Below are 25,940 nucleotides of genomic sequence, written 5' to 3' on the forward strand. Positions count from 1 at the left end.
GAGGGTAATGAAGGGATGGTGATGCCATCCTGAATAAACGAAGGCGGGCTACTTCGGACATACGGCAGGCTCCTTCATCCTGACGGGCTCTTTTATCGGATAGTTCGCATTTCTCGGTGACCAGCAGCTGGTGGTCACCTTCACGTCATCGCAGGGTAAAAAGTGCACCGTAATGCCGCACACATCCTGGCCGTTATAGTCGGGCAGCGGAACGGTTTGGCTGTGCTGCCTCTTTTGGGCATCAATCCCTTTTTTCCAGGCAAGGTATTTCGCCTCATCAGCAAACCCCGGGAAACCCGCGGATGAACCCTGCCCGGTTTCCCATTCAACGCGCACCGTCATACCCGGCGTCCAGCGGGCGGGCACGCTGAAGCAGCAGCCGCCTCCGCCCCCCTGAAACGGGCCTATTGAATCGATGCCCGACTGGCCGTTGATACTGAAGTGGTTGATTGCCCATTTTGTGTGGTTGATGGCTTTTATTGTTCCACCACCGCCGCCTCCGGCCTGTGCGGCAGGCTGCGCGCAGCCGGTTAACAGCAGCAGCCCCGCCAGCAGCGGGCTGATTAATGCAGATTTCATCGGACTCTCCCTGTCGGGTGAGGGTAATGAAGGGATGGTGATGTCACCCCGGGGAAACGAAGGCGTGCTACTTCGGACATACGGCGGGCTCCTTCATCCTGACGGGCTCTTTTATCGGGTACGACGGACTGCCGTAGGTGTAACAGCTGGTGGTCACCTTCACGTCATCGCAGGGTAAAAAGTGCACCGTAATGCCGCACACATCCTGGCCGTTATAGTCGGGCAGCGGGACAGTTTTGCTGTGCTGCCGATGACTGGCTTTTATTTTCTTTTCCCATTCAAGATATTTATTCCAGTGTTCATATCCCGGGAAATCATCAGTTGAAGCTTCCCCACTTTCCCAGTCAACGCGCACCGTCATACCCGGCGTCCAGCGGGCGGGCACGCTGAAACAGCAGCCGCCTCCGCCCCCCTGAAACGGGCCTATAATGTCGATCCCCGACTGGCCATTGACACTGAAGTGGTTAATTGCCCATTTTGTGTGGTTGATGGCGTCAATGGTGCCACCGCCGCCTCCGGCCTGTGCGGCTGACTGCGCGCAGCCGGTTAACAGCAGCAGACCCGCCAGCAGCGGGCTGATTAATGCAGATTTCATCGGACTCTCCCTGTCGGTTTGAGGGTGATTAAGTGAAGGTGATGCCATCCTGAATAAACGAAGGCGGGCTACTTCGGACAGACGGCGGGCTCCTTCATTCTGACGGGCTCTTTTATCGGGTAGGACGGACTGCCGTAGGTGTAACAGCTGGTGGTCACCTTCACGTCATCGCAGGGTAAAAAGTGCACCGTAATGCCGCACACATCCTGGCCGTTATAGTCGGGCAACGGGACGGTTTTGCTGTGCTGACGGTTCTGAGCTTTAATATTCCTTGCCCACTCTAAAAACTTCTTCTCATCTTCATATCCCGGGAAACCCGCAGATGAACCCACCCCGGTTTCCCAGTCAACGCGCACCGTCAAACCCGGCGTCCAGCGGGCGGGCACGCTGAAGCAGCAGCCGCCACCGCCTCCCTGAAACGGGCCTATAATGTCGATCCCCGACTGGCCGTTGACACTGAAGTGGTTGATCGCCCATTTTGTGTGGTTGATGGCTTTTATTGTTCCGCCACCGCCACCGCCGCCTCCGGCCTGTGCGGCTGGCTGTGCGCAGCCGGTTAAGAGCAGCAGACCCGACAGCAGCGGGCTGATTAATGCAGATTTCATCGGACTCTCCCTGTCGGTTTGAGGGTGATTAAGTGAGGGTGATGCCATCCTGGGAAACGGAGGTGAGCTACTTCGGACAGACGGTCGGCTCCTTCATCCTGACGGGCTCTTTTATCGGATAGTTCACATTTCTCGGTGACCAGCAGCTGGTGGTCACCTTCACGTCATCGCAGGGTAAAAAGTGCACCGTAATGCCGCACACATCCTGGCCGTTATAGTCGGGCAACGGGACGGTTTTACTGTGCTGGCGTTTTTGGGCATCAATGTCTGCTATCCAGGCTTTATATTTAGCCCTGTCGGCAAACCCCGGGAAACCCGCGGATGAACCCTGCCCGGTTTCCCAGTCAACGCGCACCGTCATACCCGGCGTCCAGCGGGCGGGCACGCTGAAGCAGCAGCCGCCACCGCCGCCCTGAAACGGGCCTATTGAATCGATACCTGACTGGCCATTGATACTGAAGTGGTTAATTGCCCATTTGGTGTGGTTGATGGCGTCAATGGTGCCGCCACCGCCGCCTCCGGCCTGTGCGGCAGGCTGTGCGCAGCCGGTTAACAGCAGCAACCCCGCCAGCAGCGGGCTGATTAATGCAGATTTCATCGGACTCTCCCTGTCGGTTTGAGGGTGATTAAGTGAGGGTGATGCCAGCCTGAATAAACGGAGGCGAGCTACTTCGGACAGACGGCCGGCTCCTTCATTCTGACGGGCTCTTTTATCGGGTACGACGGACTGCCGTAGGTGTAACAGCTGGTGGTCACCTTCACGTCATCGCAGGGTAAAAAGTGTACCGTAATGCCGCACACATCCTGGCCGTTATAGTCGGGCAGCGGGACAGTTTTGCTGTGCTGCCGATTCTGAGAGCTCATTTTTTTCTCCCAGGCTTTATATTTTTCGTAATCAGCAAATCCAGGAAAACCTTCAGTCGATGCCTCACCACTTTCCCAGTCAACGCGCACCGTCATACCCGGCGTCCAGCGGGCGGGCACGCTGAAGCAGCAGCCGCCACCGCCGCCCTGAAACGGACCTATAATGTCGATCCCCGACTGGCCATTGATACTGAAGTGGTTAATTGCCCATTTGGTGTGGTTGATGGCGTCAATGGTGCCGCCACCGCCGCCTCCGACCTGTGCGGCAGGCTGCGCGCAGCCGGTTAACAGCAGCAGCCCCGCCAGCAGCGGGCTGATTAATGCAGATTTCATTGGACTCTCCCTGTCGGTTTGAGGGTAATGAAGGGATGGTGATGCCATCCTGAATAAACGAAGGCGGGCTACTTCGGACATACGGCAGGCTCCTTCATCCTGACGGGCTCTTTTATCGGGTAGTTCGCATTTCTCGGTGACCAGCAGCTGGTGGTCACCTTCACGTCATCGCAGGGTAAAAAGTGCACTGTAATGCCGCACACATCCTGGCTGTTATAGTCAGGCAGCGGAACGGTTTTGCTGTGCTGACGGTTCTGAGCCTTCATTTTCTTAACCCAGGCAAGGTACTTTTCATCATTACCAAAGCCAGGGGAACCTTCTGTATCACCCACCCCGGTTTCCCAGTCAACGCGCACCGTCATACCCGGCGTCCAGCGGGCGGGCACGCTGAAGCAGCAGCCGCCACCGCCCCCCTGAAACGGACCTATAATGTCGATGCCCGACTGACCGTTGATACTGAAGTGGTTGATCGCCCATTTTGTGTGGTTGATGGCTTTTATTGTCCCGCCTCCGGCCTGTGCGGCAGGCTGTGCGCAACCGGTTAACAGCAGCAGACCCGCCAGCAGCGGGCTGATTAATGCAGATTTCATCGGACTCTCCCTGTCGGGTTGAGGGTAATTAAGTGAGGGTGACGCAATCCAGGGGAAACGGAGGCATGCTACTCCGGACAGACGGCCGGCTCCTTCATCCTGACGGGCTCTTTTATCGGATAGTTCGCATTTCTCGGTGACCAGCAGCTGGTGGTCACCTTCACGTCATCGCAGGGTAAAAAGTGCACCGTAATGCCGCATACATCCTGGCCGTTATAGTCGGGCAGCAGGACGGTCTTACTGTGCTGCCTCTTTTGGGCATCAATCCCTTTTTTCCAGGCAAGGTATTTCGCCTCATCAGCAAACCCCGGGAAACCCGCGGATGAACCCTGCCCGGTTTCCCAGTCAACACGCACCGTCATACCCGGCGTCCAGCGGGCGGGCACGCTGAAGCAGCAGCCGCCTCCGCCCCCCTGAAACGGGCCTATTGAATCGATGCCCGACTGGCCGTTGATACTGAAGTGGTTGATTGCCCATTTTGTGTGGTTGATGGCTTTTATTGTTCCGCCACCGCCGCCTCCGGCCTGTGCGGCAGGCTGTGCGCAGCCGGTTAACAGCAGCAGACCCGCCAGCAGCGGGCTGATTAATGCAGATTTCATCGGACTCTCCCTGTCCATCGGCTCCTCTTTTTCCGCGTTCAGACCGTTGTCGTCAGAACGTCCTCCAGCCAGCTGGCCGGCAGCGCGGCTTGCCCCCGCGCCAGCTGCTCTTCCGCTTTCCGCACCTTTTGCTGTGCGACAACGGTTCCCGGCTCGTGGGTAAATGCCCGCAGCTGCGCCCCTCCGGGCAGCTCCGGCAGCGCTTCCCCGGTTATCTTGTCCAGCACCGCCACCTCCAGCGAGCGCACGGCGCCTGTCGCAGCCAGCCCGGCCAGCTTGCCGGTCAGGCGCTTTTGCCGGAAACTGAGCACGACACCCGCGGTCACGGTCGCAAAACCCACCAGGTCTCCGGCGAGCACCAGCGGCGAGAGCGGTTTACTGCAGCGCTCGCTGAAGTAAATCATCCGGTAGCGGAAGTAGCCGGTCCACATCTCGCGCGTGCCGAGCGCGGCATACATAAACCAGGCGCGTGAGTCATGCACCTGATCATCAAACAGCGCCCTCACCAGCCCGGCAGGCTGCTCCGCGTTGCTGGCCTCCCCGGCATCGGGAAAGAGGACGGCCACCCGGGCCTCTCCGTCACGCTTCATGCGCCGGTATTCCTGCGCTTCATCATCGGTATTCAGAATGAAAATCACCGGCTGCAGCACGGTATCCAGCACCAGCTGCGCCAGGTTATCCGGGATACGGTAACCGTCGTGGTAATCCTTTCCGAACTCCTTCGCCGCGTCGAACAGCTGGGTTTGATCCATCTTTGGGTCAAAATCCTTCACGCCCGGCTGCAGAACCAGCTCATCCATCCTGTCAGGAGGCTGGTTTGCTATCTGGTTCTGGCGAGCCCTGAGCACCGCCGCCTGTTTTTCATCACGAACCTCTTCTGCCGCCTTACGCGCGGCAGGCAGCGCGTCGGTATTCTTGGCGCGCTGATAGAAGGGCGTTTTCAGCATCGAGCCTCTGGCATAGCGGTCGATGCGCCAGGCGGTGATCCAGGCCATCTGCTCAGCAATGACGGTTTCCAGACTGCCGCCGGCGGCAAGTGGTTCGTAGTGAGAGGCTGCATCGGGATCGAACGTTTTAGGCGTGGTTTGGCCCAGGGTGAGTTCACGCCAGGCATTGAAGCGGTTGACCAGAGCCTCATCAACAAAAAACGCATCTAACAAATCTAATGGCATTTTTCTCCAGGCATCATTTTTAAAAAACTCTGGCAGCGTATCCTGTGGTACTTTTAATGGAGCCCCTGCGCTAAAAGCAGCGGTATATATATCGTTCAAAGGAATCTGCGACAGCAATAATGCATCATCTTTACCATTCGCTTTCCCTTGATCCCCCGGCGGATACCCTCCACCAATATCCGAGTGCATTCCCGGGTAAACCACCTCTCTGGCACAGGGCGGGTATTTGCCGTTTGCCCGCCGCACCGAGTCCAGCGGAAAGCAGAGACGCTGCTCATGCCCGGAGACCAGGTGAACACATTTTTTTATCAGCCCGCCATAGGTTTCATCATCCGGCAGCTCCATCGTGCCGTCTGCCCAGGACATATGCCCGTCGGCAACCGGCACCACATGCGCCACCCCGACGGAGGCCACCGTATCCAGCAGTCCGAGAAACTCCACGCTGACGGGCAGCTGCATCCCGCCTGTCTGCAGGCACTGCGGCGGTTTTTCACCCTCCACCGCCGGAGGGGGCAGCAGTTCGCTCAGCCAGCGCACAAAGGTGCGCGCCGCTGCCGCGCCGCGGGAAAAACCATAGACATACAGCTTGATGCCTGTCAGTTTCGGCTTGCCCGGCTCAGGCTGAATCAGCATCGGCATCAGTTTCGGGGCAAGACCATTCAGCAAGCGAGTGAACTCTTCATAGCGGTTATGGCTGCCGCCAAACCACAGCCGGTTCCAGCTGGTGCTCATTTCTTTCAGTGAACGACGACTCTCTGTGGTGGTCAGCCATTTTTCGGTGGCACTAAACATCAGCACATCGATTATGCGCAGCAGCGCCCAGTTAATCCGATCCTCACCCTTAACTGCCCCCACCAGACCCATGGTGGAATAGTCCGGGTCATTCACTTCCGGGAAGGGGGTGCCCACGCCGGGCATATAGAATTTAAAATATTTCCCGTCCCCCTCGGCGTCATCATCAAACAGCTTGCTCTGATCGTCAGACGGCACCCCGCCAGCCGTTCCCGTTCCAATAGTTGCCCGAAACAGCCGGGCGATATTGGTCGGATGTTTCGGCTTCGCGATAAAAAAGTCATGATTTAAGTTATTGCCGGTACCGTCGAAAAACAGGCTGATGTGCAGCGTCTTGCAGCACGGCGTCTCCACGCGCCGTCCGGCAGCCAGGCACAGTTCCTGGTGATAGCGTCGCTCGTCGCTGTTCTGCTGATGGCAGTTCTGCCCAACCTGCAGCGCCCGGCCCGGCAGACGTCCCTGCGGCGGAAACGGCGGCGGGACCCAGGCGGCATGGGTTTCGGTTATTTCGGACATACGGCGGGCTCCTTCATCCTGACGGGCTCTTTTATCGGATAGTTCGCATTTCTCGGTGACCAGCAGCTGGTGGTCACCTTCACGTCATCGCAGGGTAAAAAGTGTACCGTAATGCCGCACACATCCTGGCCGTTATAGTCGGGCAACGGGACGGATTTACTGTGCTGACGGTTGTTTTGTTTTAAATTATCTCTCCACTCTCTGTATTTTTTTGAATCAGCAAATCCAGGAAAACCTTCAGTCGATGCCTCACCACTTTCCCAGTCAACGCGCACCGTCATACCCGGCGTCCAGCGGGCGGGCACGCTGAAGCAGCAGCCGCCACCGCCGCCCTGAAACGGGCCTATAATGTCGATCCCCGACTGGCCGTTGACACTGAAGTGGTTGATCGCCCATTTGGTGTGGTTGATGGCTTTTATTGTTCCGCCACCGCCGCCTCCGGCCTGTGCGGCAGGCTGTGCGCAGCCGGTTAACAGCAGCAGACCCGCCAGCAGCGGGCTGATTAATGCAGATTTCATCGGACTCTCCCTGTCGGTTTGAGGGTGATTAAGTGAAGGTGATGCCATCCTGAATAAACGAAGGCGGGCTACTTCGGACAGACGGCGGGCTCCTTCATCCTGACGGGCTCTTTTATCGGGTAGTTCGCATTTCTCGGTGACCAGCAGCTGGTGGTCACCTTCACGTCATCGCAGGGTAAAAAGTGCACTGTAATGCCGCACACATCCTGGCTGTTATAGTCAGGCAGCGGAACGGTTTTGCTGTGCTGACGGTTCTGAGCCTTCATTTTCTTAACCCAGGCAAGGTACTTTTCATCATTACCAAAGCCAGGGGAACCTTCTGTATCACCCACCCCGGTTTCCCAGTCAACGCGCACCGTCATACCCGGCGTCCAGCGGGCGGGCACGCTGAAGCAGCAGCCGCCACCGCCCCCCTGAAACGGACCTATAATGTCGATGCCCGACTGACCGTTGATACTGAAGTGGTTGATCGCCCATTTTGTGTGGTTGATGGCTTTTATTGTCCCGCCTCCGGCCTGTGCGGCAGGCTGTGCGCAACCGGTTAACAGCAGCAGACCCGCCAGCAGCGGGCTGATTAATGCAGATTTCATCGGACTCTCCCTGTCGGGTTGAGGGTAATTAAGTGAGGGTGACGCAATCCAGGGGAAACGGAGGCATGCTACTCCGGACAGACGGCCGGCTCCTTCATCCTGACGGGCTCTTTTATCGGATAGTTCGCATTTCTCGGTGACCAGCAGCTGGTGGTCACCTTCACGTCATCGCAGGGTAAAAAGTGCACCGTAATGCCGCATACATCCTGGCCGTTATAGTCGGGCAGCAGGACGGTCTTACTGTGCTGCCTCTTTTGGGCATCAATCCCTTTTTTCCAGGCAAGGTATTTCGCCTCATCAGCAAACCCCGGGAAACCCGCGGATGAACCCTGCCCGGTTTCCCAGTCAACACGCACCGTCATACCCGGCGTCCAGCGGGCGGGCACGCTGAAGCAGCAGCCGCCTCCGCCCCCCTGAAACGGGCCTATTGAATCGATGCCCGACTGGCCGTTGACACTGAAGTGGTTGATCGCCCATTTGGTGTGGTTGATGGCTTTTATTGTTCCGCCACCGCCGCCTCCGGCCTGTGCGGCAGGCTGTGCGCAGCCGGTTAACAGCAGCAGCCCCGCCAGCAGCGGGCTGATTAATGCAGATTTCATCGGACTCTCCCTGTCGGTTTGAGGGTAATGAAGAGAGGGGTGTACTCAGCCAGACCAGGCTTTTCATTCTGAAGGTCTCTCACTGGTTTTTACGTCGGCAAGCCACTTCTTCATTACCCAGTCTTCACGAGCGTCATCCAGAAGAAGACCCTGGCGTGTCGCCTCCACCATGCCCTGGTAACAGGCCGAAAACAGTGACTGTCTTGAGTCAAACATGCCCGCAGGCGGAGCACAGTGCGACAACATGACGATGACATCGCTGATACACATCAGATGCTCAAGCTGGCGATCGCTGAGTTCTATTTTTGGCGCCTTTTCATCGCGTTCCGGCGGGAGACCACTGCCCTTGATGCCTTTCGCCTGGCCGTCAAGATCCTGCCACGCCCAAAACAGGGCCGGACGCATCAATGGCTCTTGCTGCTCGTCACTGAGAATGTGCGTAAACAACAGCGGAAATACCCGGGTATCGTAAAAGCGTAAAATTCCGCTGCGCCCTTCCTGCAGAATATCCATACACTGCGTGAGCCAGTTCGCTAGCGCCGAAAAGGGCCAATATGTGCAGAACAGGAGCAGCGGCGCCTGGATGGCAAGTTGCTGGCTGATATCCTGTAACCAGCGCATTTGCTCAAGATCATCAAGCGTAAAGCGCGCCACCAGCGGAGCATCATCGACAATAAATGCTTCCGGAAGTCCATGAAAAAGCGACTGCCACTCAACTGACAGCGAATTCAGCGCCGGAATAACGGAAAAATCCACCCCCGCCTGATCGATAATGACATGCAGATAATCCGTTCCGAAAGCCCGACAGGTTCCGGCGACCTCCTCAATCCATTGTCTGGTCATCTATGCCTCCCGCGGCACGAAGCCCTGCGCCAGCGCCTGGGCTTTTTTAAGGCACTCTTTACACACCGATGCCGGTAGCTCAGGCAAGGGAAACGCCTCGCTGACCGGCCCCTGCAAATCATGCTGCCCCTTAAGGCTAATCACCCCCGGTCCGTGGATCTGTACCTCTCCCTGCGGGGTAAGACGGATATATGCGCCGCCGCAACCCAGGGTGATGCCATTTTTAGCCGTCAACTGCAGATGCCCCTGGGTTGACTGGACGGTGATATCTTTTAGCGCGGTCAGCGATAGAATATCGCCGTGCGACTCTACTTGCAGCGGACCTTTGGCGGAGACCAGCCTCATCCCCTCCTGTTGCGCCAGCAGTGAAATAGCCTGGCTGGCATTCAGAGAACAGCGCTGTGCCGTGGTGATGTTGACCTCTCCCAGGCTCTGCAGATACAGCCCGTTACCGCTGTGCAGGAGGGTTGTTTCCGGCGTGACTGCGGCAATCCCCTGCGGGGCCGACATCAGCAATGTCGGCTGTTTAAGATCGCTGGCGCCTGTGGTCAGTGCGCTTAATGGGCCGGTGTCTGGGATAACATTATGATGGGTTTGCGTAATGCTTCCCCATTCCGTGACCTGATTCACCGCACCTTTCAGCAAACTGACCGCCGGCTCCATCGCCAGCACCTGCCCCTGAGCCTGCACCTGTCCGTCCGCGCTGATAAATATCCCTTTCTGTGCCCGGATAGCTCCCCAGCTGTCGGTTCTCAGCTCAAAGCCTTCGCCGCGCGGCTGCCTGTCACTGTCCACCAGGTGCCCCAGGTTCAGCTGGCTTTTACCGCCGTACTCCGTGCTGACCTTGATATGTTCTTTCCCGCGCTCATCGTCGAGGCGGATTTTGTTGTTGGCCGGGGTGCGCAGGACGTTACGTTTGTCATTGCGGATGGTGACGTGGTCGCCGTGCGCCGAGTCGTGCAGCACGCCCGCGATATACGGCCGGTCAGGGTTACCATCCTCAAAGCCAATCGCCACCTCCGTCCCGGCCAGCAGCGGCAGGTGCAGACCGTAGGTGTCTCCGGCATACGGCCGCGACTGGCGGACCCACAGGCTCTCGAACCCGGTTTCCCAGCGCGCCCGGTCAAACAGCATATTCACCCGGTAGCGCCCGTGTTTGTCGATATGCCCGTAGGTGTCGTTTTCCCGGGTGCTGGTCACGCGGGCCGGCAGCGTCCCGGCCATCACCGGACGCGCGCCGGGCTCAGGCCTGTAGCCGACGTCCGGGCTGTCCGGTATGCCGGCAAACTCCACCGCAAAGTCGGCATCGCGCCGGGCGTGGCTGTGCATCGCCGTGACGAGCACGCCATCAGCAAACTCCCCGGCCACCTCCTCTCCGCCGGTGACCTTCAACACCTGTCCCGGGCAGAGCGTCGGGCAGCTGGTGGTGGCCTGCATCCGGGTCTGGCCGTTAAGATAACGCTCATGGCGAAGCCGGGCGTAAAACGCCCCGGACTCCGGCGCCGGATGGCGGTCATGGACATTCCCGGCGGTCAGGTAGTTATCTCCCCAGTGGTAAGCCTCACCAAAGGTGGTGGTCTCCCCGCGGGTGACATCCACCTGCGCGTTCATGTCCGCCGTCGCCTCGCGGTAGTTGTAGTCGCGGGTACTGACCTGCTGCTCCACGACGCGGTGGCGGCATGCCATCTCCCACACCGCGTCCACCCCGGCCGACTGCTGCCCTGACGGCGGGACCGAAGGCAACGTCAGCCCCTTCTCATAGCCCTGCTGACTGTCGCAGAACTCAGCGACGTCGATGTGCAGCCGCGTGTCGGCGGTAAACCGAAACCAGATCCCCACCTCACCCAGCAGCCGGGTGATAAAGCGCAGGTCATCCTCGCCGTACTGCATCACCTGCTCGCGTCGCGGATACGTTTTTGTCAGCGAGAACAGAAAATCCTGACCACGCAGGCCGTGGCGCTCGCGGAGGATTTTTTCCACAATCTGCGGAACGGACTGGTCCTGGTAAATGGCGTTCTGGTGCGAGCGGTTAAGCAGCGCCAGGCGCGGCTGAAGCGTCAGCGCGTAGTGCGTTTCATCCCTGGAGGTACTGAGCCGTTCAAACCCCGTCACCACGCCCTGGATCACCCGCACGGGTTGCTGAACATTGATGCCGAAGCCCTGAGCCACCGACGCCTGCAGCGTCAGGGAGGCTGCCTTCATCAGCATCATCTCTTTGCTGATGGCATGGTCTGCGCTGGTGAATTCAATACGGTAGCGGAACGGCTGGCTCAGGGCTTCATCGCCCTCGAAGGCCAGCACATCAAGCCCGGCTTCACATCCCTTCACCGAAAGCAGGTGGTGGTTATGGCTGAACAACAACGATTTCACGCTACTCATCGGATATTGTCCCCTCGTCAAACGCCATCACGACGCCTTCCTCTTCGTGATACCCCAGCGTCACCTGGCGCGGTTTCTGCCCCGCCGCCATATGGCTCAATAGCTGCTGACTCAGTGCCGGCAGGATCTGCTGATTGAGCAGACTGTCGACGTTACGGGCGCCGGTATCCGGCAGCAGGCAGGCCTCGGTCAGCGCGTCGAACAGGCTCTCGCTGAGGGTGGTGGTGATTCCGTAATGGCAAGCCAGACGCTGACTTACCTGCCCGAGCTTCATGCCGACAATGGCGCGCAGCGCTCCCGCCGGCAGCGGACGGTAAATCACCGTCTGGAAGCGGGCCAGCAGCGCCGGCTGGAAGTGGCCGCGCAGTACCGGGCGCAGCAGCTCGTGCAGGTCTGATTCGCTGGCCTCCGGCTGTTCATCCAGCAACTGCATCAGGAGGTCGCTTCCGAGGTTGGCGGTCATCAGGATCACGGTGTTGCGAAAGTCGATTTCACGCCCCTCGCCGTCGCGCATTACCCCCCGGTCGAAGACCTGGTAGAACAGGTTCATCACATCGCGATGGGCCTTTTCCACCTCATCGAGCAGCACCACGCTGTAGGGGCGTTTGCGCACCGCCTCGGTCAGGATCCCGCCCTGGCCGTAGCCGACGTAGCCGGGCGGAGAACCCTTCAGCTGGCTGACGGTGTGCGGCTCCTGGTACTCGGAGAGATTGATGGTGATCAGCGCTTTCTCGCCGCCGAACAGCGCATCGGCCAGGGCGAGCGCCGTTTCCGTTTTGCCGGTGCCGCTCGGCCCGACCAGCAGGAACACCCCTTGCGGACCGTTCTCCGGCGTCAGGCCGGTTTTCGCGGCGCGCAGGCGCCGGGCAATAGCGCTCAGGGCCGCCTCCTGGCCAACCTCCCGTTTGCCGAGACTCTCTTCCAGACTCAGCAGCTCCGTCTGCTCATCTTTCATTAGCGAGGAGAGCGGCACGCCGGTCCAGTCGGCAATCACCGTCGCCACGGTGCGGACGTCGACGTCCAGCCCGAGCAGCGGATTGCCCTGCTGGACGGCGATAAGCGCGGTTTGTAGATCGCTAATTTCCGCCTGGCGGGAGATATCGCGGCGACAGGCGAGCAGCGCTTCCGTCAGCTGCAGCTCCTGACCATACTGAGTTTCAAGGGTATCCAGCGCCAGAATAAGGCGGATCTCCTCCTGCTCAATGGCCGCCAGCCGATCGCCGCGGGCGCTGTTGCCCAGCGCAATATCTTCCAGCAGCGCCTGCTTCTCCATCGCCAGCGCGGTGAGCTGCGCCTTCATGCGGGTCAGCGGCTGAGGCACGGTATCCAAACTCATACGCAGGCGGGCGGAGGCGGTGTCGAGTAAATCCACTGCCTTGTCCGGCAGCTGGCGACCGGTGAGATAGCGTCGTGACAGCGTCACGGCGGCGCGCACCGCATCATCCGTGATATGCACGCCGTGGTGGTCGGCATAGCGGGACTTCAGGCCGCGCAGCATCAGGCAGGCGGTGTCGTCGTCCGGCTCATCCACCTTGACCATCTGAAAGCGGCGCTCCAGCGCGGCGTCGCGCTCGAAGTACTGCTTGTATTCACTCCAGGTGGTGGCGGCGATAGTCCGCAGTTCGCCCCGGGCCAGCGCCGGCTTCAGCAGGTTGGCGGCATCCGCGCCGCCCGCCTGATTACCCGCGCCGATGATCGTGTGCGCCTCGTCGATAAACAGTAGCACCGGCGAAGGCGACTGCTGTACCGCCTCAATGATATTTTTCAGCCGCTGCTCGAACTCGCCTTTGACCCCGGCGCCGGCCTGCAGCAGACCGAGGTCAAGGGTGCGCACCGACACTGGCTTCAGCGCGTCGGGGACGTTGCCTTCGGCAATGCGCAGCGCCAGGCCTTCCACCAGAGCGGTCTTGCCCACGCCCGGCTCACCGACGAGGATTGGGTTGTTTTTTCGCCGACGGGAGAGAATATCCACCATCTGGCGGATTTCCGTGTCGCGTCCGAACACCGGGTCAATCTGGCCGTCTCTGGCTTTGGCGGTGACGTCGAGAGTGAATTTGTCCAGCGCGTTCTGCAGCGCCGGGTTGAGCCCATCCGCATTCAGTTCGCTGCCCGCAGGACGCCCCACAAATTCCACGTCCCCGCCATGGGGCTGCGCCAGCGCCGCTTCCTGCTGCGCTGGCGGACGTTCGTCGGACTGGGCATCCAGCAAGGAGCGCAGGCGTTCCAGCTGACGCTGGCCCAGCGTTAACAGCGGCCACAGGCCATCGCACTGGATCAGATTCTGTTTTTCAACCAGCGCCATCAGCAGGTGAACACTGCGGATCTGCGCTTCGCCGCTGAGCGAGGCAATCAGCCAGGCCTCCTGCATCAGCCTCAGGGTATGGTCAGAGAGCTGGGGACGATGACGTACCGAGCGCGGCTGTTTATCCAGCCAGTTCAGCAGATCCTGCCACAGCGCATCCATATCCCATTCATAGCGCCGCGCCAGCACCGTCAGATCGCCTTCCCCCTGTTCCAGCAGCTTAAGCAGCCAGTGCTCGGGCAGGATCTCGGCATGCGCCCGGGTCTGGCACAGGGAGGCCGCCCCCTCCATTGCGCGGGCACAGCAGGGATTAAGACGGCGTAACAGGCTGGCTGGATTTTCCATGAGATCCTCTCTTATTGGTTCCGGACACGCTACCGCCCGTCGCTGTTCCCGAACAGGAACCCCAAGCGCACAAGGTCAGGCAGACAGATTGTGTTTTTCTTTGCTGAGAACCCGTATCTCAGGCGCTCAGCAAAAAACGGCGGGCAGAGAAACGCTGCCCGCATCAGGCGATCGCCCGCAATAATCCCCGGCCGCAGAGATAACGATGCGGCCGGGATGAGCGAACGTCGCCTGCGCGCCAGCGGCGCGAAATATGACGGGCAATTACGCGGTGGCGCGTTCGTTCCAGCTATCGGAGTGAATGATGTTGCCGTCTTTATAGGTCCAGGTGATCTTCTCGTAGCGCAGCTCAATCTGTTCCAGATGGTTGTGCTTCTCGTAGGCGGGGTTTTTGATGTCGTGCATCAGGGGATTCACTTTCACCACCTTGACGTTCTCAAGTTTGGTATTGAAATACTCCACTTCCTGGCCGGCATCGTTGATTCGGTACCACTTGAACTCAGCGGATTTCAGGGTCTGGCCAGTGGTCACTGCCTTGTACAGGTAGGGGCTGGAGGAGTCGATCTCCTTGGTGAACAGGAACGGCGTATGAATACGCGTGCCGGTCAGTTTGCCAGTGTTGTTATCGGTCGGGATGTACAGGTTATGCTCCTGAGCCACCACTTCGATACTGCCTTCACGATCCTGAACGTCGACAGACCCTTTAATGTCCGCGCCGCCGTCGTCTTTCAGCCAAAGATAAACAGGAATTGCCATGGAATTACTCTCCATTGTGTAGTGAAGCGCCATCATCCTGGGATGACGCAGAGGGTTGGTCCGGTAACCGGCAGGCGTCTACCTGCGGCACCAGACTGATTTCGACACGACGGTTCAGCGCACGGCCTTCCGGCGTATCGTTTGTTGCAATTGGTCGGCTTTCGCCATAGCCCTGTACGGCAAAGCAGCTGTCCGGCACGTCGCCGGTATCGCGCATCCAGTCGCGGACCGATTCCGCACGTTTCAGCGACAATAGCTGGTTGGCTTTTTCCTCACCCACGCTGTCGGTGTGACCCGCCACCACGATCAGCCACCCGGGCCTGGCCTTAATGTCCATCAGCGAGCTGACCAGCCGCTTTGTCGAACCAGGCTTCAGTACCCATTTCCCGGTATCGAATAGCGACATGCTGTCAAGGCGGATGACGTTCGGCGCGACGTGCTGCACCGGCCTGGGCGGAGGCGGAGGCGGCACGTAACCGCGAATCGCCTCCAGCAACGGCAGGCGAATCTGCTCCCCGTGATACAAGCCCAGACTCAGGCGCAGCGGGACGCCGTTACGCGCCCAGCTATCGAGCAGCGCGGCATCTTCACGCAGCACCCTGACAGCGCTGGCTTTTGGTCGATAATCATCCATCGCAATCCGCTCATAACGGGCAATATCGACGCCCACGCGCTGCAGCAGTTGTCGATTGTTCCAGCCACTGCTGAGCAGCGCGGCGACAGCCGCGAGGGTGAAAATCGCGAGCGCCGCGCGCCAGGCCCAGCCTCGTGGCGTGAGTCCCCGTCCCGCCGGTAACTGCGGCAGGATGAATTCCGGCAAAGCTGAAGCGTCCCCGGTGTCGCTCTCGCCAGGCTGCCAGCCAGCTACCCGCGACAGGCCGCTATGTCGGGATAACCACGTCGTCCAGGCCGACGATGCCAGACTTCCAGGCAGCGAGGGCCCGAGGCCCCACAGCACGGCCGCAGGGGGCAGAGGTGGCAGGTCGGTATTCTCTTCCGTCAACACGGCATGGACGTGCTGTTCAGACCAGCCCATCAGGCTGTTCATCAGCACCTGCTGCTCCAGCGCGGCCGCCCCGCCGGCGCGTACCCAGGCCGGTACGAAACAGGGGGCGCAGGAGGGCTGCCAGACTTTCACCGCTTCACCCGGTATCGCCGCCTGCCACAACAGGTCGCGACTCATCGCGCTGCCCACCTGCCCCTGCAGCGCCAGCGGTACGGCATACCCCGTCTGCTGGCGCAGCTGGCTGAGTTGCCAGCGCAGGGCCAGCAGAGCGCTGGTCAGCGCATCGCTTTGCGCATGCCGCTGCGGGCAGACGCAGAGCAGCACCGACAGCTGAGGCCCCCATTCCGGCCGCTGGCTCAATACCTGGCGCGCGACCTGCTGCAGCTCCTCCGTCTTTTCCACGCGGATCCAGCAGCCCTGTTTGACCACTCGCACCGGTGACGCTGGCGGCCAGACACACGGCAGGTCGCCGCAAACGAGGACCACCGGCTGGCGATAAGCGCCCTCCGGGAGAGGGTCCAGGGTTGATGCGACGTTACGTCCGGTACGACGACTGGCGATGCGCCAGATCCTGATGATCAGGGCCAGCGTGACCAGCAGAATGAGCCACGCCCCCCAGCGGGGAACCGGCAAAAATAGCAGGCACACCAGCGCACTCAGCAGACTGGCCCACAGCGCCAGCCCACGCTGCTGCGCGGGGCTCATTTCACCTCCCCCGGTAACAAGGTCAGCAGCAGGTGATCGAGCCAGTGGTTGAGTCCCCACCACAGGGCGAGTACCACCACCACGCTCAGGCCAATACGTACCGGCCATGGGGCCAGGCAGCCGCTTATCCCCAGACCGGCGCGACTCTCTACCAGTACGGGAGCGGTAGCCGGGCACTGAAAAGGAGGAACACGCTCACCGAGCGCGTTGACCAGCTTCAGGCGCTCGGGGTCGTGGAGGGAGCGAAAGCTGCCAATAAAACCCAGCAGCATCACCCGCTGAAAACAGGTGACCACGGCCAGGTTGGACGCCGGTTCACGCAACACATCACGCATCCGCTCGCACAGGGTGTCGCCGGCGTCCATGGTGCCGAGGAAGTGCCCCTGCAGCGGAATGTCATACCACTGCAGGCAGGCCTCATCCTCCACGCCGCGCCCTTTCACGGCTTCATCGAGCAGCGCGCACTGGGCGGTGAGAATATGCTGACAGCTGGCATCATCAAGCCCGCTCGCCTTCAGCTCATGTTGCACGCGCTCGACATCAGCAATACAGCGCTGCCATAGCGTGTACCCTTCCTCATCGCGGAACTGCGGGCCGTGGCGCAGGCTGATAACCTGCAGCCAGGTGTTCTGCAGCAGCGCATCAATATCAATGGACGCGGCGTTGCCGCGTTTAGGCTCATTCACGTTCGTAGTACCGCAAAAAGTTCAAGTTCAGGCTCACCGAGCATCCCCGGGACGTAAAACATACAGGTGCCGCTCTGCAGCATTTCCGTTGCCAGAGGGTGGGACACATCGAGGCTGAAATACTGATTTTCCAGACGCAGCGGGATCGCCGCCGGCACATGACGCAATGGCGTGAGGGGCACCCCTGTCCGCGAGGAGTTGACGATGGCTTTGACATGATCCGGACTGCCCACTTTGCACTGGCGCGGAAACTGCTCCTGCAGTTGGGCGACCGGTACCGACGAACGAACCGACAGGTAGTAATCAGCCCCTTCCCGCAGCCGGGCATCGTGCAGACGCGCCTGCCAGAAGTGCAGCCGGACATCATGCTCCAGCGCAATCGCCACCACCCGCGATGGCAGGCTCGCCTCCAGCAGGTCGCTCAGTAAATCAAACAGCGGCGGAAAAACCGCGTTCAGCTGGTCATGCTGATAGATCGGGACGGCATTCGCCTGATGGGTGAGCGAAAAGGTCAGCAGGCTACCAGCCAGGCGCGCCAGCTCCGGGTAGAGGCGTTCCGGCGGGCTTTGTCGGTAACGCAGAAAGTACCCCAGCACCGGTTCGGCGCTGTTCAGCGCATTCAGCAACCAGAACAGAGAGACATCGGCTACGGCAAAATCAGCCATCCGTTCATTGCTTTCGCGACGCATGGCCATCAGGCGCGTCAGACGAGCCCGGAGCTGGACGAGCAGCTGTTCAAGCTGCGTCGCCAGCCAGCGGCTGCCCTGGATCTGCAGCAGCGGCGGGAGAAACGTCTCGTCGATAAGCCAGGCCCCCTGCGAGTCCCGCTGCAGGCGAACAAGCGGACAGGTCAGGTAATCGCTGTTGTCCTGGTGGGCGAAGCGGAGGGTCAGCTCCGGCTGTATGACGGCAATCTGCCGGGTATCATCCCCAAACTGGTTACGGACATCGCGCCAGCGCTGCCGGAAGCGCGCCGGCCTTTCGGCCACCTCCTCCGGCTTCAGACAGTTGCCGCCATTCGCCTGCATCAGGGGCAGCGCCAGCACGATCACCGCCTCGCCGGACGCGCCGTCCAGCGACAGCGCGGACGGCAGCGCATCGGCATTGTCCGTATCAATCATCGTGCCATCCTGGAACCGGACCTGCAGCCTGTGAGCCTGCAGGCGGCCCAGTTTGAGCATCTCTGGTTCGAAGGTCGCCTCAACCACTCCCCAGGGGTGGTTAAGACCCATCCGGGCAATCACTTCCGCAGTCCAGGCTGCATACGCAGCCTGCTGTTGAAAATGCTGAGGCGACACCATAATGCCCCGGCCCCACAACGGACGTTCCGTTTTCATCATCGTCCGAACCTACGCCTTCGCCTTTGGCATCTGGCTAACCAGCGACAGATTGACGTCCATCCCCTCGACCTGGAAGTGCGGCACCGCGTACAGCTTCACTCGGAAGAAGCCCGGGTTATCCTCGATATCTTCCACCACCACGCTGGCATCGCGCAGCGGATGGGAGGCCTGCAGCTCGTCGCCGGGGTCGGTCATTTCGGTCACCAGGCTCCGCACCCAGGTGTTCAGCTCCAGCTCCAGCAGACGCCGGTCCTTGGTGGTGCCGATATTCTCGCGCTGGATCATCTTCAGGTAGTGCGCGATGCGCGACAGCAGGAAGATATAAGGCAGACGCGCGTTGATACGGCTGTTGGCGGTGGCGTCGGCGGTATCGTACAGCGCCGGTTTCTGCGCGGAGTTGGCCGAGAAGAAGCAGGCGTAATCGCGATTTTTGTAGTACGACAGCGGGATAAAGCCCAGGCTGGCGAACTCAAACTCCCGCGTTTCCGGGATCATCACCTCGGAAGGGATCTTCACCTGGTTGCCGGTGCCCAGATCGTACAGATGGATAGGCAAATCTTTCACCGCGCCGCCCGCCTGCGGACCGCGAATTTGCACGCACCAGCCGTTATTGACAAAGCTCTTCACCATATTGGATGCGAAGGAGAACGCCGCGCTGGTCCAGAGATACTTTTCGTGGTCCGGACCTTTCACCTGCTCGACATAGTTGAAGCTGCGCACCGGCACGGTGTCCGGACCGTACGGCAAACGACCCAGCACGCGCGGCATCACCAGGCCGATGTAGCGGGCATCGTCAGTTTCGCGAAACGCCTTCCAGCGGATATATTCCGCACGATCGAAGTAGTTGCCGATATCCTTAATGGCAGCCACCTCTTCCATGGTCTCTTTCAGGAAGAAGGCCGGGCCGACGGCGCCGATAAACGGCATATGGGCGGCCGCAGAGACGCGGGAGATATTGCGCAGCAGCGCCACATCCTGCGGGCTGGCGTCGAACTCATAGGCCGAGATCACCGAGCCGATCGGCTCGCCGCCGGGAGTGTCATACTCCGCGGTATAGGTGTGCCAGTAGAGGCCGCTCTGGATAAGCTCCGGCGCGTCCTCAAAGTCCTGGCGCAGATCGTCTTTGGCGACGTCGAGGATCTCCGTTTTGACGTTCTGCCGATAGTCGGTGTTGTCCACCAGCTGTTTGAGGCCGCGCCACAGGGATTCGACCTGCTGAAACTCCTGATGGTGCATCACCGCGTCCAGCTGACGGCTTATCTGGAAATCCAGCTCGGCGATATGGTGGTCGATCAGCGTTTTGTCGAGCTTTTCCACCCGCTGGCCGGACTGACGGATGCGTTCCATAAACACCTGCATCGCCGCGGTGAGACGCTCCGCCGCCGGCGCCTCGGAGAGCGCGGCATCGTCCAGAAAGTCGTTGATATCCCCGAGCCGAGACGCCGGGGTGAGATTAATTTTTTCAAACAGCGAGGCGTAAACGCCCTCGCCCGCCCTGTTTTCCTGCAGCGTGGTTTGCCCCTGAACAGGGGCGTTTTCTGTGGTAACAGACATTAGCATTTTCCCGGTTAATCCATTAACAGACTTGCCCCGCACTTATTTCGGGGCAAGCGCACTCATTTCGTCGCGTAATTCCTGGGACAGCGCCGGATCTTTCAGGATTGCCTCAAGCTCTTTTCTGAAAGTGGCGTTATCGAGCAGATTGGATTTGAGATCGCGTAATAAATTACGCATCGCCAGCATGGCACGGAGTTGCGGAATTTGCCGGGCAACCTGCTCCGGTTCAAAATCTTTGATGTCGGTAAAACGCAGTCTGACGTTCTCCTCTTCGCCATTGCCGGCCAGCGTATTCGGCACCGAGAGGTTAACTTCCGGGCTAAATTCCGAAAGTACGCTGTTAAAATTATTTTTATTGACGTTGATTTTTTCTCTTTCCGATAAAGGCCGGTTTTCCTTACCATGACTAAAATCGCCAATGGTAAGCAGCTTCAGCGGCAGTTCGACCTTCTTTTGCGCGCCGCCGGTATGAAGAGATAATTTGAGATTAATGCGCGCCCTGGGGACTTCATTCTGGAACGTATCAGCCATAGCAGTTCCTTTCCTTAAGGAATAATTATTGAAGATATATTGATGTGAAACGTGACGATGATAAAGCAAAAATGGATTACCGATCAACTTAACCACCTAATAATTATATTTATTCATAAACACCCCCTTTCACCACGAAAATAAAAGCACCATGAATATCAATATTTGAAATGTGTAACAACAGCCAATGATAAATTCAATAAATAATGCACCAAAGGAATGTTTGCAATGGATACTATAAGGCGTGCTAAAACATTAAGCGGATGAATAAAGGAAACCATAGAGACGACCGGGGCAATATAATTCGCTCATTATGCAAATTTAGCGTAACAACGCAATAAATTACTCAGAGGGATAATATCTGGCTTCCATCCGATTGCCCCTTCGCGGCGGACGCTTAATAGTGCAGGCGCGAAATCTAAACGGTAACAATATTCTTCTGCTCCCCTTACTCCCCACAAACCGATTTTTTGCGGATAACGAGCCACAGCGCGATGTCGGACAAAGTTGTCGTTAGCAAAAAAACATGAGCCCGGTTACAAGACGCACATGACACCGTCGTCGGCATCCTGAACGGTTCGCATTCTGCAAGTCGCCAGGCTATATCTAAGACACCTTTCGCCCACAACGAGACACAAAGATGAGCAAGAAAATCCTAATGCTGGTCGGCGATTATGCCGAAGATTACGAAACGATGGTTCCTTTTCAGGCGCTGCAGATGATTGGCCACCAGGTCGATGCCGTCTGCCCGGATAAAACCGCTGGCGACTATGTCATGACCGCAATCCATGACTTTGACGGCGCCCAGACTTATAGCGAAAAGCCGGGCCATCGCTTCACGCTGAACGCTGACTTCGCCGCAGTAAAGGCCGAGAACTACGATGCGCTAGTGATCCCCGGCGGCCGGGCGCCGGAGTATCTGCGCCTGTACGAGGAGGTTATTAAACTGGTACAGGCATTCGACGCCGCGCGTAAACCTATCGCCGCCGTCTGCCATGGCCCACAGCTGCTGGCCGCCGCCGGTATTCTGCAGGGACGGACCTGCAGCGCCTATCCCGCCTGCGCTCCGGAAGTGCGCCTGAGCGGTGGGCACTATGCGGATATAGGTATCGACCAGGCGCATGTGGACGGTAACCTGGTTACCGCCCCCGCCTGGCCGGCTCATCCACAGTGGCTGGCGAAATTCGCCGCCCTGCTGGCGGAATAACCATACTGAGCCGGCGTTTTTATTGAGCCACCCGCCGCCCTGCGGGAATCTATGCCTCAGCGCGGTGTTTAGTCTCGGGGAAACGCGCTGTTGTAAGTTATACCGATGCCGGGGATGCGCCACGATTTACCGCTTATCTTCAGGGGCCGGTTAAAAAACCAGCCCCTGAAAGATTTATCGCTGCCCTGACGGGCATCATCAATTCAGCAACGCGATCTGCTTGACCACTATTTCATTGATTTTATAGATTATTTCAGGAGTTACGCGTTCTTTGATATCGCGGTCAACAAATACCCGAATGCAATATTTGATGATTTGATACTGATTTAACTTATCACCACATTCAATTAACGGTTTTATTTCGTAGCGGTTCTTAAGATCTTTCACCAAAAGCTTAACTTCGGTTTTATCCAGGTCTTTAAAGGCGCAGTCGGAGACAATATCAACGGCAAATTCATGTGGTTTGAAATGAGGCTGTAATACAGAAGTCAATAACCCGGTGAGTTGACTCTTCCACGCCTTATTTTCCTTGTCAGCGATGTTAGCTTTATACACAGAGTGTTTGGCCTCATAGACCTTCGACCATGGGTGTCGGTTAATAATGTCATCAAGTATTTTTTTATTAACCGCCTCGGTATCGCTGATATCTATCCATTCACCAACCTTGTCATTCAAAAAATAATCATCACTGCACGCCAGATAAAAATCCTTCAGCGCGTCGATGAAGCTTTCATCGCTATGGTCAACGATACGGTCGGTAACGTCAGCGATAATGACATTTTGTGGATCCTTGCTTTGCATAATCTCACATAATGTGCTCAACATCGTCGCAAAGGCGCGGTTTGTTTTATGGTAATACACCTGCGAGAAAAGGCTGGAGCGCGCCCCAATAAACTCAGCGATCGAATCAATCCCACTCTCTTTGTAAGCAAGGTACAATTTTCCCTGTTCCTCGACCGGGACAATTGACATAAACAAGCGATTGTAATCGTAGATGCCACACTTGACGCCGGAGAAATAGCCATCTCTGAGCAAGTAATCCATCCGGTCGGCATCGATCGGACAGGAAGAGATGATCGAGGTCATTAACGGCAGGATATCTGTTGCCTTTCCATTAATTTCCTCAATGATCTGTTGGTCACCGTATCTTTTTTCGATGATTTTTAACACATTTTCGATATTTATTTCGTCATCGACCTTACCTTGTTTTCTCAGATCATGATAAATCATCAGGCTGAACAACAGCGAAAGCTGTTCATGTTCAACTTTCTGTTCTGGCTTGCTTAATACATCAATGATTGAATGGTAGGCTGTGGGGAGAACATCGGAGAATTCGTGCTTACCAGGCATAAAACTCTCAAACTGGTGGGATACCGGCCCGTGCCCGATGTCATGCATCAGGGCAGCGAGTCTCAACTCCTGAATGTTGTGTTTTGGTATCTGATCGATATGACCAAACACATGGCCATCATCATATTTCTTTTGATACCGTATCGCATTCAGGCGTAAATTATTGAGTATTTCACTTGATAAATGCAGCACCCCGAGAGAGTGTTCGAAGCGGCTGTGCACCGCAGAGGGAAACACCTTATATAAAAAAGAGTTCTGTTTAATGTTGCGTAAGCGCTGGAACAGGGGGTGATTGATAAAGGCAATCTCGAGTGTCGTCAAACGAATAGTGCCGTGAATGGGATCAAGGATCTTACTGGTCAATTCATTTTCAAAATCCATATCTTAAATCCTTTCATACGTGCATTAAATATATTTAGCATATTGACTGTTTATTCAACAATAATCTTGCGCATTCAGGCAATAAGGTCAATCACTAATATTTAACGAGCAATGCGGCAGATCTTTATTTCCTTATCTCTGCACAGGGTCGCGCTATATCGGCATCCACTGACATATCGATTGACTACGGATGAAAACAGCCCCGGTTTTCTTCGCTCAGATGCGCATTCCACCGGACACTTCAATTCGCTGGGCATTCACCCAGCGATGATCATCGGATAACAGCGAGGCGATCATCGGCCCGATATCCTCTGGCAGGCCAGGTCGGCCCAGCGCCGTCATATTCGCCACCGCCTGAGCGACCTGCGGGTTATCCCGCACCACCCCGCCGCTGAAATCGGTGGCGATGGCGCCGGGCGCCACGCAGTTCACCGTGATCCCGCGACTGCCCAGCTCAAACGCCATATAGCGAGTCAGGGTTTCCACCGCGGATTTCATGATCGCATAGGGCGCCCGGTTCGCCATCACGATGCGGGTGAGGCCAGACGAAACATTCACTATTCGCCCGCCATCGGCCAGCAGCGGCAATAGTTTTTGGCTGAGGAAAAAAACGCTCTTCACGTGGATGCGATACAGCGCATCGAATTCCGCTTCCGTGGCGTTAAGAAATCCCATGCCGCTGGCGTTGCCGGCATTATTGACCAGATAATCAAATTTATCGGCGCCCAGCTCCGTCAGCGCGCCCTGAAAAGCGCTAACAAATGCGTCAAAGGTGTCGATTTCGCCGGCGCTGAAAGGCAACGCGATCGCCCGGGCGCCCAGTGCTTCAACCCGTGTAACCACCTCGTTCGCCTCGGCAAGACGCGTTTTGTAGGTCAGTACTACATTTACGCCGCGCTGTGCCAGCGCTTCGACGGTCGCGCGTCCCAGGCCGCGGCTGCCGCCTGTCACCAGGGCGATTTTTGCGCTATTGTTCATGTTTTCTCCTTTTCTCTCTGCTGAAAACATGAGCGATTATAAGCCCCTGAATGCCGACGATAAGACCGCGTTGGGCGACAGGATAGTTTTGCCAGCTGGAACAATGTCATGGATAAACTGGATACTCTGACCTTGTTTGTGCGCATCGTCGAACGGGGCTCATTCAGTGCCGCCGCCGCGGATCTGGGGGTTTCCCGGCCAGTAGCGACCGCGGCTATTAAAGCGTTGGAGGTCAGTCTCGGGGCGCGGCTGCTACATCGTACCACCCGGCACGTACGGCCGACGGCAGAAGGCTCGCTGTATTATCAGCGCTGCGTGTCCATTCTGGCGGCCCTTGAGGAGGCCAACCGCAGCGCCGGGGGGAGCATCTCCGGCACCATTCGGGTAGACGTGGCGGGCAACCTGGCGCGGACCCTGCTGCTGCCCGCGCTGCCGCAGTTTCTCGCCCGCTACCCGGACATTACGCTGCAGATCGGGGAAAGCGAGCGTGACGTCGATCTGGTTCGCGAGGGAGTCGACTGCGTCATTCGCGGCGGCCATCTCCCCGACAGCGAGATGATCTGCCGGCCGCTCGCCGGGTTGCAGGAGATCACCTGCGCCAGCCCGACCTATCTCGCCCGGTACAGCACCCCGCATACGATTGAAGGACTGACGGGCCACGTGATGATCGGGTTTGTTTCATCGCGCACGCAACGTACCTTGCCGCTGAGCTTTACCCAGGATGGCCGTCAGAGCGAGGTCAGTTTGCCCTGTCGGTTGCTGACTTCCGATGCCGACGTCGGCGCCGAAGCGGCAAGGCTTGGCTTTGGCCTGTATCAGGCACCCTTATCCCGCCTTGAGGCCGATCTGGCATCCGGAGTATTAACGGAGGTGCTGGCTGATTTTCGCCCTGCGCCGCTGCCGCTCTCCCTGCTCTACCCCAGCAGCCGGCAGCTCTCTGCCCGGGTACAGGTATTTATCGACTGGGTGACGGCGCTGATGAAGGCGCCCCTGGCGCAGCAGGCATCCGGAAGGCTAAAATAATGTTTGCTATTATTTGCGGCTCGTGCGTTAATCGTTAAGTCGATTTACCAGACGAAAAGTTATTATCTAAGTACGTGTTCTCATCTCCAGGCGTTATCCCTGATACCACCTTCCTTTGAGCAGTCCCGTTAGTATTTTGCTTTTTCTGTAAACAGGCCCTGTCAGCCCCCTGTTGGCTCGTTAAACAAGCCCTCCGACT

At 58.1% G+C, this 25,940-nt stretch carries 24 protein-coding genes; 2 read left to right on the forward strand and 22 right to left on the reverse strand.

Features of this window, described 5'->3' with window-relative positions; all coding sequences use genetic code 11:
• Window positions 1–48 precede the first annotated feature (48 nt).
• The 20 genes from tli1 (ACR809_RS14260) to tssB all read right to left on the reverse strand — a co-directional run bounded on the left by tli1 (ACR809_RS14260) (window position 49) and on the right by tssB (window position 20,802).
• Window positions 49–579, reverse strand: a complete 531-nt coding sequence (gene tli1, locus ACR809_RS14260) for a T6SS immunity phospholipase A1-binding lipoprotein Tli1-KP (RefSeq protein ID WP_117108301.1) — start codon at window positions 577–579, stop codon at window positions 49–51.
• Between the two features lie 67 nt (window positions 580–646).
• Complete coding sequence (gene tli1 / locus ACR809_RS14265) at window positions 647–1,174, reverse strand: T6SS immunity phospholipase A1-binding lipoprotein Tli1-KP (protein ID WP_122051368.1); 528 nt, start codon at window positions 1,172–1,174, stop codon at window positions 647–649.
• A gap of 68 nt (window positions 1,175–1,242) precedes the next feature.
• Window positions 1,243–1,779, reverse strand: a complete 537-nt coding sequence (gene tli1, locus ACR809_RS14270) for a T6SS immunity phospholipase A1-binding lipoprotein Tli1-KP (protein ID WP_122051369.1) — start codon at window positions 1,777–1,779, stop codon at window positions 1,243–1,245.
• 67 nt (window positions 1,780–1,846) lie between these two features.
• Window positions 1,847–2,377: a T6SS immunity phospholipase A1-binding lipoprotein Tli1-KP gene (gene tli1, locus ACR809_RS14275; RefSeq protein WP_122051370.1), complete on the reverse strand. Its 531-nt coding sequence runs from the start codon at window positions 2,375–2,377 to the stop codon at window positions 1,847–1,849.
• Window positions 2,378–2,445: 68 nt separating this feature from the next.
• Window positions 2,446–2,976 (reverse strand): T6SS immunity phospholipase A1-binding lipoprotein Tli1-KP, encoded by a 531-nt coding sequence (tli1, locus tag ACR809_RS14280; RefSeq protein ID WP_122051371.1) that lies wholly within the window; start codon window positions 2,974–2,976, stop codon window positions 2,446–2,448.
• A 68-nt stretch (window positions 2,977–3,044) separates the two neighbouring features.
• Window positions 3,045–3,566, reverse strand: a complete 522-nt coding sequence (tli1, locus tag ACR809_RS14285) for a T6SS immunity phospholipase A1-binding lipoprotein Tli1-KP (RefSeq protein ID WP_122051372.1) — start codon at window positions 3,564–3,566, stop codon at window positions 3,045–3,047.
• A gap of 68 nt (window positions 3,567–3,634) precedes the next feature.
• Window positions 3,635–4,165, reverse strand: a complete 531-nt coding sequence (gene tli1, locus ACR809_RS14290) for a T6SS immunity phospholipase A1-binding lipoprotein Tli1-KP (RefSeq protein ID WP_122051373.1) — start codon at window positions 4,163–4,165, stop codon at window positions 3,635–3,637.
• A 38-nt stretch (window positions 4,166–4,203) separates the two neighbouring features.
• Window positions 4,204–6,645: a T6SS phospholipase effector Tle1-like catalytic domain-containing protein gene (locus ACR809_RS14295; protein WP_122051374.1), complete on the reverse strand. Its 2,442-nt coding sequence runs from the start codon at window positions 6,643–6,645 to the stop codon at window positions 4,204–4,206.
• Window positions 6,633–7,163 (reverse strand): T6SS immunity phospholipase A1-binding lipoprotein Tli1-KP, encoded by a 531-nt coding sequence (tli1, locus tag ACR809_RS14300; RefSeq protein WP_122051375.1) that lies wholly within the window; start codon window positions 7,161–7,163, stop codon window positions 6,633–6,635. The genes ACR809_RS14295 and tli1 (ACR809_RS14300) overlap by 13 nt, the downstream gene beginning before the upstream one ends.
• Before the next feature lie 68 nt (window positions 7,164–7,231).
• The gene (tli1, locus tag ACR809_RS14305) at window positions 7,232–7,753 is read right to left on the reverse strand and encodes a T6SS immunity phospholipase A1-binding lipoprotein Tli1-KP (protein WP_122051372.1); all 522 of its coding nucleotides are present in this window, start codon (window positions 7,751–7,753) and stop codon (window positions 7,232–7,234) included.
• A 68-nt stretch (window positions 7,754–7,821) separates the two neighbouring features.
• A complete protein-coding gene (tli1, locus tag ACR809_RS14310) occupies window positions 7,822–8,352 on the reverse strand; it encodes a T6SS immunity phospholipase A1-binding lipoprotein Tli1-KP (RefSeq protein ID WP_440310703.1) in 531 nt (176 codons plus the stop codon).
• A 63-nt stretch (window positions 8,353–8,415) separates the two neighbouring features.
• Window positions 8,416–9,195, reverse strand: coding sequence for a DUF4123 domain-containing protein (locus ACR809_RS14315; protein ID WP_023341394.1), 780 nt, complete (start codon window positions 9,193–9,195; stop codon window positions 8,416–8,418).
• Window positions 9,196–11,565, reverse strand: coding sequence for a type VI secretion system Vgr family protein (locus ACR809_RS14320; protein WP_162992582.1), 2,370 nt, complete (start codon window positions 11,563–11,565; stop codon window positions 9,196–9,198).
• A 1-nt stretch (window position 11,566) separates the two neighbouring features.
• On the reverse strand, window positions 11,567–14,221 hold the full coding sequence (tssH, locus tag ACR809_RS14325; RefSeq protein WP_122051377.1) for a type VI secretion system ATPase TssH: 2,655 nt from the start codon (window positions 14,219–14,221) through the stop codon (window positions 11,567–11,569).
• A gap of 264 nt (window positions 14,222–14,485) precedes the next feature.
• Window positions 14,486–14,977, reverse strand: a complete 492-nt coding sequence (hcp, locus tag ACR809_RS14330) for a type VI secretion system effector Hcp (protein WP_002902160.1) — start codon at window positions 14,975–14,977, stop codon at window positions 14,486–14,488.
• Between the two features lie 4 nt (window positions 14,978–14,981).
• Entirely contained in the window at window positions 14,982–16,688 is a 1,707-nt protein-coding gene (locus ACR809_RS14335) for an OmpA family protein (protein WP_122051378.1), read from the reverse strand.
• Window positions 16,685–17,374 (reverse strand): type VI secretion system protein TssL, short form, encoded by a 690-nt coding sequence (gene tssL / locus ACR809_RS14340; protein ID WP_122051379.1) that lies wholly within the window; start codon window positions 17,372–17,374, stop codon window positions 16,685–16,687. The genes ACR809_RS14335 and tssL overlap by 4 nt, the downstream gene beginning before the upstream one ends.
• A complete protein-coding gene (tssK, locus tag ACR809_RS14345) occupies window positions 17,371–18,714 on the reverse strand; it encodes a type VI secretion system baseplate subunit TssK (protein WP_004179544.1) in 1,344 nt (447 codons plus the stop codon). Before tssK ends, tssL begins: the two co-directional genes overlap by 4 nt.
• Before the next feature lie 9 nt (window positions 18,715–18,723).
• The gene (tssC, locus tag ACR809_RS14350; RefSeq protein ID WP_004892641.1) at window positions 18,724–20,268 is read right to left on the reverse strand and encodes a type VI secretion system contractile sheath large subunit; all 1,545 of its coding nucleotides are present in this window, start codon (window positions 20,266–20,268) and stop codon (window positions 18,724–18,726) included.
• Between the two features lie 42 nt (window positions 20,269–20,310).
• On the reverse strand, window positions 20,311–20,802 hold the full coding sequence (gene tssB, locus ACR809_RS14355) for a type VI secretion system contractile sheath small subunit (protein WP_004176434.1): 492 nt from the start codon (window positions 20,800–20,802) through the stop codon (window positions 20,311–20,313).
• Window positions 20,803–21,442: 640 nt separating this feature from the next.
• On the opposite strand from tssB, the gene ACR809_RS14360 reads away from it, so the two are divergent.
• Window positions 21,443–22,009 (forward strand): DJ-1/PfpI family protein, encoded by a 567-nt coding sequence (locus ACR809_RS14360; RefSeq protein ID WP_004179538.1) that lies wholly within the window; start codon window positions 21,443–21,445, stop codon window positions 22,007–22,009.
• Between the two features lie 198 nt (window positions 22,010–22,207).
• Here the strand turns inward: ACR809_RS14360 and ACR809_RS14365 are convergent, their stop codons facing one another.
• Together ACR809_RS14365 and ACR809_RS14370 are read right to left on the reverse strand one after the other, a co-directional pair.
• Window positions 22,208–23,740, reverse strand: a complete 1,533-nt coding sequence (locus ACR809_RS14365) for an HD domain-containing protein (RefSeq protein WP_004224331.1) — start codon at window positions 23,738–23,740, stop codon at window positions 22,208–22,210.
• A 216-nt stretch (window positions 23,741–23,956) separates the two neighbouring features.
• On the reverse strand, window positions 23,957–24,718 hold the full coding sequence (locus tag ACR809_RS14370; RefSeq protein ID WP_004176437.1) for an SDR family NAD(P)-dependent oxidoreductase: 762 nt from the start codon (window positions 24,716–24,718) through the stop codon (window positions 23,957–23,959).
• A gap of 108 nt (window positions 24,719–24,826) precedes the next feature.
• Between ACR809_RS14370 and ACR809_RS14375 the strand changes: the two genes are divergently transcribed.
• Window positions 24,827–25,741, forward strand: coding sequence for a LysR family transcriptional regulator (locus ACR809_RS14375; protein ID WP_122051380.1), 915 nt, complete (start codon window positions 24,827–24,829; stop codon window positions 25,739–25,741).
• The last annotated feature ends 199 nt before the right edge of the window (window positions 25,742–25,940 follow it).

It is taken from the genome of Klebsiella sp. CD33 (assembly GCF_051992865.1).
Classification (GTDB): Bacteria; Pseudomonadota; Gammaproteobacteria; order Enterobacterales; family Enterobacteriaceae; genus Klebsiella; species Klebsiella pneumoniae.